This window comes from Microbacterium sp. CSI-V (genome assembly GCF_001984105.1).
Taxonomy (GTDB): Bacteria; Actinomycetota; Actinomycetes; order Actinomycetales; family Microbacteriaceae; genus Microbacterium.
In genome coordinates, this window is the sequence record NZ_MTQM01000009.1 from 392,679 (window position 1) to 404,298 (window position 11,620).

Below are 11,620 nucleotides of genomic sequence, written 5' to 3' on the forward strand. Positions count from 1 at the left end.
GCAGCGGCATCCGCCTCATTCCCGGGCGACGAATCCCTGGTCGAGGAGTCGGGCGACGACCCGCTCCGCCGCCCGACCGTCCTCGCGCGCGACGAACACGCGCTGGAACCGCTCGTAGCGTTCGCGGAAGATCGCCGGGTCGACCTCCGCGATCGCCCGCTCGAGGTCGTCCTGCGACCGCACGACCGGTCCGGGGGCGGCATCCAGCAGATCGAAGTAGAACCCGCGCAGCTCTCCGCGATAGTGCTCGAGGTCGGGCACGAGGAAGTACATCGGTTTGCCGGTGATGGCGAAGTCGAACATCACCGACGAGTAGTCGGTGATGAGGGCGTCGGATGCCGCGAGCAGCCGCGCCGTGTCCGGGTAACCGGTGACGTCGACGACGCGCGGCCCGCGCGAGTCCTCGCCCGGGTGGAGCGTCCGGGTATGGCCGCGGACGAGCACCACGGCATCCGTGGCCCGTGCCAGGGCGGACGGATCGAGGAAGTCGACGATCGCCTCCCGGTCGTCGCGCCACGTCGGGGCGTAGAGGAGGACACGCTCGTCCGCCCCGATGCCGAGCGCGCGGCGCGTCGCGGTGCCGTCGTCGGTCCGAAGGACGTCGTTGCGCGGATACCCCTCGATCCACACGGGGCGCCGCAGGAACGCGTACGCACGGGAGAGGAGCCGCGCCGCGTAGGGACTCTGCGCGAGCAGCACGTCCCAGCGCCGGCTCTCGCGGAGAACGGCCAGTGTCCTCCGCGGATCGAAGCCGGGGCGGTGGAGCGCGAGACGCTTCAGGGGTGTGCCGTGCCAGGTCTGCAGCACACGCTGACCGGGCTTGCGGACGAACTTCCTACGCAGCCAGTCGTTGACGACGAGCAGTCGGGATGCCGCCCGGGCACGCCACCATTCGGGGCTGCCCTCCACCACGGCGACGGCCCCGGGGGGAACGTGCACCGACAGGTCGACGACGCTCCAGTAGCGCGTGACGACGGGGGCCACGCGCGCGAGCTCCCGGTCGATGGCGAGCGGGTTGCAGCCGGCAGTGCGCCCGTAGAAGCTCTCGAAGAACACCGCGTTCTCGAGCGGCTGCCGGGAGGTCGCGTACCGCCGTTCGAGCGCGGCCTGCCCTTCGCCGGAGTCGTAGGCGGGATCGACCGGCGGACCGACCCGCAGCCATCGGCCATCCCAGTCCGCCCGGAGCCCCGGAAGTTGCGTGAGGGGCAGCGATGCCGCGGGCGGCGCGGCATCCGTCGCCTCCCCCGGTTCGATGCGCAGCCGGTATTCGCCCGTGGGAAGCGGTAGCTCGGGTCCGCCCCACCGAGCCGCGCGGAGGGGGAGCTCGGCCCGCCAGGTCCGTCCGCGTCCGTGCAGGCGCCCAGTGACGCGGGCGCGCGGACCCTCGAGCGTCACGCCCGTCGGCCGCGGTCCCGTTCCGGAGATCTCGAGCACGGCGCGCCCGTCGTCGTGGAGGAAGCGCACGTCGGTCATGGGATGGTCCTCCTCGGGGGCGCCGCGAAGCGACGAGCGGTCAGTCGGGCGCGGATCGCGCGGTGGACCCGCTCGGCATTGCGCCCGTCGTGGTGAACGTGCACGCTCGCGCTCAGCCGGCGCGAGGCCTCCACAGCGTCGGTCGGATCGTCCAGGATGCCGTCGAGCCGGGCGAGCGCGGCTTCCCACGTTCGCGGGACGTCGTCGCCGGCGACGTCGCGGTATCGGCCGTAGACACCCCGGCGCGCGGTGTACGCCTCGACGTCGGGGGCGAAGAACACCACCGGGAGCGGAACGAGTCCGGCGTCGAAGGCGAGCGAGGAGAAGTCGGTGACGAGGGCGGCGAAAGCCGGCAGCAGCGGAGTGACGTCGGCGACGCGGTCACTTCCGAGCATCTTCACGCGCTCGCTCGTGAGGCGGTACTCCCCCGCTCCGAGCGGGTGGGGTCGCACGAACAGCACGGCGTCGTGGTGCGCCAGCACCGCGTCGATGCGATCCGCGTCGGAGGTCGTGGGGATCGCCGGGTCGACATCGCCGTCGCGCCAGGTCGGGGCGTAGAGCACCAGGCGCCGATCACCGAGATCGGTGCCCGTCACGGCGGCGAGCGCGTCGCGCGCTACGCTGCGCCGCTCGTCGGCGGTGCCTTGAGAGAGCACGTCGACCCGCGGCTCCCCGGTCACGGGCACCCGCGCGTCGTCGAGACCGAACGCGCTCTCCAGGCGTCCGCGGACGAGATGCGAGGCGGCGGGGAGCAGGGAGATCTGGCGCATGGTGCGCCGGTACAGCACGGCCAGGAGCCGCGTGACGGCGCGAGACCCCGGCAGCAGGGCACTGCGGGTCGTCTCGGGCGAATCCAGACCGATGCGCTTGAGCGGGATCCCGTGCCACAGCTGCACCATGAACGCGCCCGCCACCGCGTAGCGGTTGACGTCTCCGAAGCCGTGGGTCACCACGACCACACGCGCTCGGGCCGTCGCCCACAGACCCCGCAGCGAATCGCGCCGGAGGGAGGGGATGCCGAGCCTCTCGGCCTCCTGCATCTGACCCTCGTCGGCGACGAGCCACATCGTCCGCTCGCCCGCGGCATCCGCCACGCGCCAGAGGGCCAGGGCACCGTCGGCCACGCCGACCGCGCAGCCGAACACCCAGCGCTCCCGCGAACGCGGGACCACCGCGGTCAGCAGTCGCCCCGCGAGATACAGCGGAATGCGCCGGAGTTTTCGCGCATTCCCCGCACCGAACGAGAAAGACGCCACCCCGCGAGCCTATCGCGGGGTGGCGTCCGGAGCGGAGGGCTCAGCTGGCGGGCATCGAGCCCAGCGTCACCTGAGCGGTGGCCTGCTTGCCGCCGCGGAGGTAGGTCACCGTGGCCTCGGACCCCGCGGCGAGCGCGCGCACCTGCGCCGTGAGGTCCACGGAGCTGGTGACGGGGATGCCGTTGAACTCGGTGATCACGTCGCCCTTCTGCAGACCGCCGGCCTGGGCGGCGCCCCCGGCGGTGACCTCGGCGACGTAGGCACCGGTGGTCGTCGCGCCCTGGATGGATGCGGCGTCCTGGACGCTCGCGCCGAGCAGGCCGTGGGTCGCCGAGCCGTTGTCGATGATCTCCTGCGAGACGCGCTTGGCGATGTCGGAGGGGATCGAGAATCCGACGCCGATGTTGCCCGACTGACCGCTCGACGACGAGGACGAGCCGGCGCTCGCGATCGCGACGTTGATGCCGATCAGCTTGCCCTCGTCGTCCACGAGCGCGCCACCGGAGTTGCCGGGGTTGATCGCGGCATCCGTCTGGATGACGGCGATCTTGATCGTCTGGGTCGTCTGCGTGCTCTGCTGGCCCTGACCGAAATCGAAGAAGAACGGGCTCTCTCCGCTGCCCTGGCCGCCCTGGCTGCCCTCGCTCGAGTCCGAGCTGTCGCTCGGCGCCGCGGACGACGCGACCTCGATGGAGCGGTTCAAGGCACTCACGATGCCGGTGGTCACGGTGTTCGCAAGGCCCAGGGGTGCGCCGACCGCGATCGTGTTGTCACCCACGTTGAGCTTCGACGAGTCCGCCCACTCGATCGGGGTCAGGTTCGAGGCGTTCTCGAGCTTGATCACGGCGAGGTCGTAGGTGGGGTCGGTGCCGACGAGCTTCGCGGCGTACACCCGCCCGTCGGACGTGGTGACGGAGAGTGTGGTGTTGCCGCTCTGGCCGTCGAGGGTGACGACGTGCGTGTTGGTCAGGACGTATCCGTCGTCGCTCAGGATGACACCGGATCCGGTGCCCCCCGAGGTTCCCGCGGTCGCGCTGATCGTGACGACGCTCGGTACGACCTTGGCGGCCACGGCGGCCGTGGCGTTGACGTCGCTCGGGTCGTTGACGGTGATCGCCGTGGGCCCCGAGGCCGTCGCACCGTTGGACCCGCCCCACAGGGCCAGACCGGCGTAGGTACCGCCGAGGCCGGCCCCGCCGCCGACGAGCGCCGCGGCGATCAGGAGGGCGGCGATCTTAGTGCCGGAGCTTTTCTTGCGCGGCTTGGCCACCTCGGATTCGGGGAGCGTCAGCGTCGGGTGCGTGCCGTAGGTCCCCGTCGCGGCGGGCCCGAACGCCTGCCCGGTGGGGGTGGTCGCGCCGCTCGGCGCAGAGGCGTACCCGTGGGCGTGCGGCGCCGGGTTCTGCGGGGTTCCGTAGTGCGCCGTCGTCGGCTGGTGCGGCGCGGCGGGCTGCGACGCGGTGGGCGCCTGACCGGCGGCGGGGGCCTGCGCGGGCGGCGGCCACGCCGCGGCGGCGTCGGCCGGCGAGCGGGTCGGAACCGGCGGCGCCGCCGGGGTGGACTCCGCGGCGGGTGCGACCGGGGTCGCGTCGGCGGCGGGGGTGGTCTCGTGCGACGCGGGGACCGCGCCCTGCGCGGCGGCGTCGCTGGTGGGGCGGTTGTCCTCGGGACGGTCGTCCGTGGTGTCGCTCATGTGATGCTCCTTCTTCCAGGCGAGATCAACCATGACCCCGGATGCTGTGCGGTTCCTATGACGCGGGTGAGTCCGATCTATCAGAGTCGCAGGAACGGAATGCGGGGTCCTGCGCGGGGGCCGCTCCGCTACGGTGAGAGGGTTTCGGCCCGGCGGTTCCCGCCCCCTCTCCCCGAAGGCATCCGCATCATGCACGACCTCCCCGGCGCCTGGCGCCGCACCGCGCTCGGCGCGGGCCTCATCGCCCCCGACGGCACCTCGGTTCCGACGATCTTCGCCGAGATGACGGCTCTGGCCGCCTCGACCGGTGCCCTCAACCTCGGTCAGGGCTTCCCCGACGAGGACGGACCCGACGTGGTCCTCGAGGCCGCGCGGCGCGCGATCGCGGACGGCGTGAACCAGTACGCGCCCGGCCGAGGCTTTCCCGACCTGTTGACGGCGATCGCCGAACACCAGCAGCGCTTCTACGGCATCGAGCTCGACCCGTCCCGGCAGGTGCTGGTGACGGTGGGAGCCACCGAGGCCCTCTCGTCCACCCTTCTCGCGCTCATCGACGGCCCGGACGACGAGGTCGTCGTCTTCGAGCCGTACTACGACTCCTACGCCGCGTGTGTGGCCCTGGCGGGCGCGCGGCTCGTCCCCGTGCCCCTGCGCTGGCCGGATTTCCAACCCGACCTCGAGGTACTGGCATCCGCCGTCACGGACCGGACGCGCGTGATCCTCGTGAACGACCCTCACAATCCGACGGGTTCGGTGTTCTCCCGCGAGGTCCTCGACGAGGTCATCCGTCTCGCGCATCGGCACGACGCGATCATCGTGACCGACGAGGTGTACGAGCACCTGGTCTTCGACGGCCCTCACGTCCCCATCGCCACCCTCCCGGGCGCGGCGGAGCGCACGCTCTCCATCTCGTCGGCGGGCAAGACGTTCTCGCTCACGGGCTGGAAGACCGGATGGGTCACCGGTCCCGCCGAACTCGTGTCCGCGGTGCTGGCCGTGAAGCAGTTCCTCACCTACGTGGGCGGTTCACCGTTCCAGCCGGCGATCGCGGCGGGCCTGCGGCTTCCCGAGACGTTCTTCGCCTCGGTGGCCGGCGAGATGAAGGCGAAGGCGGATCTCCTGGGCACGGGGCTGCGCGCCGCCGGCTTCGACGTCAGCACTCCCGGGGGCTCGTATTTCACGGTCGTGGATGCCGCTCCCCTCGGCGCCACGGACGCCGATGCGTTCTGCCGCGAGCTGCCCGCGCGGGCGGGCGTCGTCGGCATCCCGCTCACGGCTTTCGCGTCGCCGGACCACCGAGCCGACTACGCCACGCTCGTGCGCTTCGCCGCGTGCAAGCGCGTGGACGTGCTCACCGACGCGGTGGAACGCCTCTCCGCCCTGGCACGGGGCTGACCGCGGGCGTCAGCGCGGGGTGACCCGGAACCGACGCAGGTCGAGCGCCGGGTTCACGCGCCGCACCCGGGCGATCGCGCCGGGATCGATGTGGGCGACGACGACGTCGGTGGCCGTCCCGATCGTGGCGAGGGCGACGCCCTGCGGGTCGATGACCGTCGAGTGACCGACCCCGAGCGGCGGCGGGTGGTCGGCGCCGGCGACGAAGAACGTGTTCTCGATCGCGCGCGCCGTGAGCAGCGTCATCCAGTGGTGCTCCTTCAGCGGGCCGCGCACCCACTCCGCAGGAACGAGCGCCACGTCCACCCCCGCGTCGGCGAGGGTCCTCGCCACCTCGGGGAAGCGCAGGTCGTAGCAGGTCATGAGGCCGAAGCGCAGACCGTCCACCTCGAAGGTCTCGGGAGGCGCGATCTCGCCGGGGGCCACCCAGTCCGACTCACGCTGACCGAACGCGTCGTAGAGATGCAGCTTGCGATACACGGCCCGGATGCCGGCGCCCCCGACGGCCACGACGGCATTGCGCACGCGGCGCCCGTCGTCGGCCCGCTCCACGAGCCCCGCGACGAGCACGACGTCCAACTCGGTGGCGAGGGCCTGTAGTGCGCTCGTGAACGGACCGCCCAGGTCTTCGGCGTTCTCGGAGAGCGACGCGTCGAACGGGTCGACGAAGTAGCTGGAGTACTCGGGGAACACGATCACCCGGGCGCCGCGGGCGGCGGCCGTGCGGGCGAGGTCGCCGATGGCATCCAGGTTGGTCTGCTTCGACACGGTCGGGGCGAACTGCGCCACCGCCACTCCCACGCTGTCGTGCGTCATCCGCGTCCCTTCTCGTCACCCGACCGGCTCTCACCGCTGACCCGGTTCTCGCCGCTGAGCCGGCGCAGGACCGCCGGACCCACGACCCACAGTACGAGGATCACGACCACGAGCACGACCACGGCGACCACGGCGGCGTCGACACCGACGACCACGTCGAACACGAACGCCACGACGCCGGTCAGGAGCACCGCCACCGCAGTGAGCGCGGCGATGAGGGCACGATGACCGAACCGGACGACGACGGGCTTCACACCGCGGTGGAAGACCGCGCGGTGCAGCGCGACCGGGGCGAGGGCGAGGATCGCGGTCAGAGCGGAGAGCCCGACGAGCACGAGGTAGCCGGTGCGCTGCGGTCCACTGAGGCCGGCGAAGGCCGGCTGGAACGCCAGCGCCAGGAGGAACCCCGTGAGGATCTGGGTGCCGGTCTGCAGCACCCGGAGTTCCTGCAGGACGTCCGCCCAGTTGCGGTCGGCGCGCTGCGCCGCACTCTCGGGGCGGCCGTCGCGGAGGTCGTCGCGCGGGTCGTCGGTGGGGGTCAGCATCCCCGAATCATGGCCCGTCCACGACGCCCGAATCAACGTCGATTCGACACGACCCGAAACCCGTGCTAGGTTTATCTCTTGTGCCGCGGGGTGGAGCAGCTCGGTAGCTCGCTGGGCTCATAACCCAGAGGTCGCAGGTTCAAATCCTGTCCCCGCAACAAATGAAGGCCCCGGATCCTCGGATCCGGGGCCTTCGCCTTTCCCCGGCGCGGGCCGTCTGCACAGACGAGAACGGCTCCTGCAGACGCCTCTCGGCGGGCGCGTTCATCCACAGATCGACGCAAGCCCCTGCATTCCGGATAAGCGTCTGCTTAGCATGGAGCGCATGGGCGGGCAGTATTCGATCGATGTGGCGGGCTTCCTCTCGACCACCGACACGGTGGCGACGGCGCTCGAATCGCTGGAGCAATCGGTGACCGGGGCGGTCTCCGACCTCGACCGGATCGCGGGCATCGTCGCGGCCGACCCCGGCCTCAGCTCAGCGGTGAACGGCGCAGCGGACGAACGGCGACGGACAGGTCCGGGAGCGGTCCAGCACGGCGGCGCCGTCGTGACCGCGGCCGGTCGAGTCGCTCTCGCGTACGTGCAGGCCGACGACGACATGGCATCCACGACGTCCGGCACGGAAGCGTCAGTAGCGCTCCCCCACACGCCCGGCCTCGGCCGACGAGAGGCGCTGGTGCAATGACGCTCGTGGCCCTCGCCGACGTACCCACGGTGGACATCGACCCGTCGGCGCTCTCCTCCGCAGCGGAGTCGCTGCGCACGCACGCCGATGCCGCCACGGACTCCGCCGAGCGGATCTCGTCGACCTGGAACACCCTCCCGGCCAGCTACGAGGCACCCGAGGCGGGAGAGCTGCTCGCACGGATGACCGTCGTTCCGCGAGCTGCGGACGATTTCGCCGACACCGCAAGGCGCGTCGCCGCGATCATGGCCCAGCTCGCCGACCAGCTCGCGTTGGCCCGCGCGCAGGAAACGTCACTGCGGACCGAGGTCGTGAGTTTCCGCGACGCCGTCCGCGGATTCCGGGCGTCGTCCGACGACATGGGTCTCGGCAGCAGCGACGACACGTGGGGACCCGGTCAGTTCCTCCGCAACCAAGAACTGATCAGCGAGTGTTTGTCCCTCCGCACCCTCCGAGACACCGCGATCGAGGAGGCGCGCGGCGACCTGGCATCCATCGGGCAACCCGACGTCGTGCTGTCGACCACCGGAGTCGTCGGCGCACGGCCGTCCTCTTCCGCGTGGGCGGCCGAGTACGACGCGGTCGCCGACGGCGTGGGCTTCGCGATCCTCGAGAAGCTCAGCGCGGGAACGGCCGACGACGCCCGCGCGCTGCTCGCGGCCCACGACGACTGGCGTCGGCTGTTCGCGGCGAATCCTCCGGATGCCACGGCGGTCAACGCCTGGTGGACTCAGCTTACCGCCTCGAACCCCGGCGCTCTCGACGCGCTGGTGCTGGGCGCCTCCGTGATCGTGGGGTCGCTCGGCGGCGTCCCTCCGGCGAGCCGCGTGGCGGCGAACGCCGTGAATGCCAACAACCGGATCCCGGCGATCGAGGCCGCGATCCAGCGCATGCAGGACATGTCCCGAGGACACGGTGGGCCGGACTACCTCGCGTGGAAGGACGTGATCGGCCAGCTGGAACGTCAACGGAACTATCTGCAACGGGCAGCCGATGGTGACGTTCAGCTCTATCTCTACGAGCCGGATTCGCAGAGCATCATCGAGATGATCGGGACTCTCGATGAGAACACGACGGATGTGATCACCTACGTGCCTGGCACGTACACGAGCGTGCACAGCTTCTACGGTGATCAGGTACAGCAGGTCGGTCGATGGCTACAGACGAACGACCCCCGCACCGTCACCTTCGTGTGGAAGGAGGGACTGTTCCCTGGCGAGGATGTGGCTTCCGGAGGAATGGACCCCTCGCGGATCCTCGAAGCCAACGACGAGGGCGCTGCCCTGGAGAAGGGTCGACTCATCGCCGACTTCCAGCAGGAACTCCTCTCGTCGTCGCCCGAGGCGGCTTCCGCTCAACACGACGGCATGGGCCACTCGTGGGGACTCGCGGGGATCACCTCGTCGGAGGTAGCAGGGGCGAAGTACTCGCAGGTGCACTCTTTGGCCGGAGCGGGGATGCCCTCGGGCTGGACGCCGAGCCCGACCACGGAGTACCTCCACTGGGGCTACACGGATGCCCTCTCGATCATGCAAGGGACTGGCGCCGTGTGGGACGGACGCATCCCGACCCGAGAAGCTGCCTTCGCGTCGCATGTCTACGGTCGAGAGGGTGACTTCACGCTCTACCTTCCTACCGGAACGGGTTCAGACACTGTCGTCGTCTCGCCCCAGCCTCCAGCATCGATACCGCTGACCACCTCGCCGGTCGCAAATCACAATCTCATCGCCAGCGACAATCCAGACAACCAGAATGCCTTGTTCCACATGCTCCGGGAGATCGAGCGATGAAATCACACGCGGGGACGATGGCTATCGCTCTACTGCTCCTAACTTTGACCGGATGCAGCCCCATGACAGGAGACGCCACCGTGCATGAGGAAGTCACCATAGACGAGGCCAAGACGATAGCGCAGGACATGGAGAAGACTCTCGCGGGTCTTGTGCCGACTGAGCAGGTGGCCTCGATTGACCAGAACCCCACGGGTGCCCTCATGTCGTGCACGAAGGAAGGAGAGTACCTCTGGTCAGGCCAGACGAAGGTGAGACTGAATCCGGGAGTCACCTACGACGGGGAAGCGGTCACCGAGAAGATTGCATCTGAGTACAACGGCGGCGATTCCTACACGACCGAGACCGACCTCACGCCGGACGGCCAGCCGAGTGCTCATGTGGTCGGCGGCAACGGCGAGGGGTACCTCGTAGCGCTCTCCGTGGACAAGACCTTCGTCCAGATCTTGTCTTTCTCACCGTGCTTCGTCCTGCCCGAGGATGTCTCACCGAGCCGGCCGTACTGAGCGCGGGTCTCACTAACCTTCTAAAGCAGACCTCCGGCGGAGAGCCGAGGGCTCACCTCGTCGGGCGGGGTACCTCGTGTCAGAGGATCCCGACCGCGCAGGGGTCCGCATCACGTCGTTCTCCCCCTGTTTCGTCCTGCCCGAAGGAACGTGGCCGGGCGACGACTACTGAGCGGCATCGCCCTTCCGATTTCGGCGCCGTCCCGTCAACCCGGCTGTCAGACCGGGTCCAGACCGATTCACTGGAACCATGCTCCGTCACTCACGCGACCCCTCCCCCCGCTCCACGGACGGCCGATCCGGCAGCGAGACGGGCGGGCGGCGATGAGCGACGTCGAGATGACCCGCATCCCCGCCGGAAGCGTGCTGCGCGGAGACCAGCGGGGCGAGGACCGCCGCGAGATCACCGTCGAGGCGTTCGACATCGGTGTCTACCCGGTGACCGAGGAGCAGATGGCGGAGATCCTCGGCATCACGGCCCAGAACCCGCGCCGCCCCGCCGTGCAGGTGAGCTGGTTGCGCGCGGTGCGCTTCTGCAACGCGCTGAGCGAGTGGGAGGGCCGGGATCCTGTCTACGCGTATGACGGCGAAGTCGTCGACTGGGACACGGAGGCCGACGGCTTCCGACTGCCGACCGAAGACGAGTGGGAGTACGCGTGTCGGGCGGGATCCACAGGATCCACCTACGGACCGATCGCCGAGATCGCGTGGACCGCGGGCGACGGCCTGCGCGGACCGGTCGAGGTCGGCGGACGCCTCCCGAACCTCCACGGCCTGTTCGACATCCTCGGCAACGTGTCGGAGTGGTGCTGGGATCTCTTCGCGCCCGAGACGAGCGACGCCCGGGTGTTCCGCGGCGGCGGGTGGAGCGATGCGCGTGCGGTCGTCCGCGCCTCCGCGCGTCGCGGCGCCAATCCGCGCGCGATCTTCGACGATGTCGGCCTTCGCGTGGCGCGGGGGGCACTCAATCGGAGCCGCTGATGGCCTCGCTCAGTCCGTCGACGAACTCGGCGATCGTCGCGAGCTGCTCATCGGAGAATCCCTCCGCCACCGCGACCATCGCCGCGAGGTGCGCACCGAAGTGCCGGAAGAACTCCGCTCGGGATTTCGGCGTCAGGACCACCACCCGCGCCCGGCCGTCGGAGGGGTGCGGACGCCGCTCGAGATGCCCGGACGCCGCGAGCCGATCGAGCAGCTTGGTCGTGGATGCCGTGGAGATCCGCAGGTGAGATGCCACATCGTGCGGGCTGACCATCTGTCCGCGCTGCTCGCGGATGATCAGCATCCGCAGCGTCGCGAGGTCGCTGGCGTTCATGTCCATGTCGCCCTTCATGCCGCTGTTCATGCGGTCGAGGGCATCGCTCAGAGCGCGGACCGACTCCATCGCACGGACGACACCGGGTCTGTTAGCACGAAAAGCGTCGACGACGGACACGGTGGACACCTCCGTTTCGCTCT

General features: G+C 70.2%; 11 protein-coding genes and 1 tRNA gene. 6 read left to right on the plus strand and 6 right to left on the minus strand.

Translation table 11 applies throughout. The features are described from left to right. Nucleotides 1-15: 15 nt before the first annotated feature. Genes CSIV_RS12645 through CSIV_RS12655 form a run of 3 tightly spaced genes read right to left on the minus strand, consistent with a single transcriptional unit; the run spans nt 16 to nt 4,422 of the window. Nucleotides 16-1,473, minus strand: a complete 1,458-nt coding sequence (locus tag CSIV_RS12645) for a CDP-glycerol glycerophosphotransferase family protein (protein WP_077051744.1) — start codon at nt 1,471-1,473, stop codon at nt 16-18. Further along, nucleotides 1,470-2,729: a CDP-glycerol glycerophosphotransferase family protein gene (locus tag CSIV_RS12650; protein WP_077051745.1), complete on the minus strand. Its 1,260-nt coding sequence runs from the start codon at nt 2,727-2,729 to the stop codon at nt 1,470-1,472. The genes CSIV_RS12645 and CSIV_RS12650 overlap by 4 nt, the downstream gene beginning before the upstream one ends. Before the next feature lie 40 nt (nt 2,730-2,769). Further along, on the minus strand, nt 2,770-4,422 hold the full coding sequence (locus tag CSIV_RS12655) for a S1C family serine protease (protein ID WP_077051746.1): 1,653 nt from the start codon (nt 4,420-4,422) through the stop codon (nt 2,770-2,772). A gap of 189 nt (nt 4,423-4,611) precedes the next feature. On the opposite strand from CSIV_RS12655, the gene CSIV_RS12660 reads away from it, so the two are divergent. After that, nucleotides 4,612-5,817: an aminotransferase class I/II-fold pyridoxal phosphate-dependent enzyme gene (locus CSIV_RS12660; RefSeq protein WP_077051747.1), complete on the plus strand. Its 1,206-nt coding sequence runs from the start codon at nt 4,612-4,614 to the stop codon at nt 5,815-5,817. A 9-nt stretch (nt 5,818-5,826) separates the two neighbouring features. Here the strand turns inward: CSIV_RS12660 and CSIV_RS12665 are convergent, their stop codons facing one another. Next, nucleotides 5,827-6,633: a carbon-nitrogen hydrolase family protein gene (locus tag CSIV_RS12665; RefSeq protein WP_077051748.1), complete on the minus strand. Its 807-nt coding sequence runs from the start codon at nt 6,631-6,633 to the stop codon at nt 5,827-5,829. Beyond that, the gene (locus tag CSIV_RS12670) at nt 6,630-7,178 is read right to left on the minus strand and encodes a DUF6328 family protein (protein WP_077051749.1); all 549 of its coding nucleotides are present in this window, start codon (nt 7,176-7,178) and stop codon (nt 6,630-6,632) included. Before CSIV_RS12670 ends, CSIV_RS12665 begins: the two co-directional genes overlap by 4 nt. 84 nt (nt 7,179-7,262) lie before the next feature. Here CSIV_RS12670 and CSIV_RS12675 point away from each other — a divergent pair. From CSIV_RS12675 to CSIV_RS12695, 5 genes are all read left to right on the plus strand, one after another. Beyond that, nucleotides 7,263-7,336: transfer RNA gene (locus CSIV_RS12675), tRNA-Met, on the plus strand. A 167-nt stretch (nt 7,337-7,503) separates the two neighbouring features. Then, nucleotides 7,504-7,866: a hypothetical protein gene (locus CSIV_RS12680; protein ID WP_077051750.1), complete on the plus strand. Its 363-nt coding sequence runs from the start codon at nt 7,504-7,506 to the stop codon at nt 7,864-7,866. Then, nucleotides 7,863-9,656: a hypothetical protein gene (locus CSIV_RS12685; protein WP_077051751.1), complete on the plus strand. Its 1,794-nt coding sequence runs from the start codon at nt 7,863-7,865 to the stop codon at nt 9,654-9,656. Before CSIV_RS12680 ends, CSIV_RS12685 begins: the two co-directional genes overlap by 4 nt. 62 nt (nt 9,657-9,718) lie before the next feature. Next, nucleotides 9,719-10,162 (plus strand): hypothetical protein, encoded by a 444-nt coding sequence (locus CSIV_RS12690; protein WP_077051752.1) that lies wholly within the window; start codon nt 9,719-9,721, stop codon nt 10,160-10,162. Nucleotides 10,163-10,486: 324 nt separating this feature from the next. After that, the gene (locus CSIV_RS12695; RefSeq protein ID WP_077051753.1) at nt 10,487-11,143 is read left to right on the plus strand and encodes a formylglycine-generating enzyme family protein; all 657 of its coding nucleotides are present in this window, start codon (nt 10,487-10,489) and stop codon (nt 11,141-11,143) included. Here CSIV_RS12695 and CSIV_RS12700 read toward each other — a convergent pair. Next, nucleotides 11,127-11,597 carry a MarR family winged helix-turn-helix transcriptional regulator gene (locus tag CSIV_RS12700; RefSeq protein ID WP_238592376.1) on the minus strand — a complete coding sequence of 157 codons (471 nt, stop codon included), beginning with the start codon at nt 11,595-11,597 and terminating at the stop codon, nt 11,127-11,129. The two genes, CSIV_RS12695 and CSIV_RS12700, sit on opposite strands and share 17 nt — an antisense overlap. Nucleotides 11,598-11,620: the final 23 nt, after the last annotated feature.

Bases quoted from the DNA above. Each gene is read 5' to 3' on its own strand.
- CSIV_RS12645 (WP_077051744.1), bottom strand. From the start codon at position 1,473: ATGACCGACGTGCGCTTCCTCCACGACGACGGGCGCGCCGTGCTCGAG.
- CSIV_RS12655 (WP_077051746.1), bottom strand. From the start codon at position 4,422: ATGAGCGACACCACGGACGACCGTCCCGAGGACAACCGCCCCACCAGC.
- CSIV_RS12660 (WP_077051747.1), top strand. From the start codon at position 4,612: ATGCACGACCTCCCCGGCGCCTGGCGCCGCACCGCGCTCGGCGCGGGC.
- CSIV_RS12665 (WP_077051748.1), bottom strand. From the start codon at position 6,633: ATGACGCACGACAGCGTGGGAGTGGCGGTGGCGCAGTTCGCCCCGACC.
- CSIV_RS12670 (WP_077051749.1), bottom strand. From the start codon at position 7,178: ATGCTGACCCCCACCGACGACCCGCGCGACGACCTCCGCGACGGCCGC.
- CSIV_RS12680 (WP_077051750.1), top strand. From the start codon at position 7,504: ATGGGCGGGCAGTATTCGATCGATGTGGCGGGCTTCCTCTCGACCACC.
- CSIV_RS12685 (WP_077051751.1), top strand. From the start codon at position 7,863: ATGACGCTCGTGGCCCTCGCCGACGTACCCACGGTGGACATCGACCCG.
- CSIV_RS12690 (WP_077051752.1), top strand. From the start codon at position 9,719: ATGACAGGAGACGCCACCGTGCATGAGGAAGTCACCATAGACGAGGCC.
- CSIV_RS12695 (WP_077051753.1), top strand. From the start codon at position 10,487: ATGAGCGACGTCGAGATGACCCGCATCCCCGCCGGAAGCGTGCTGCGC.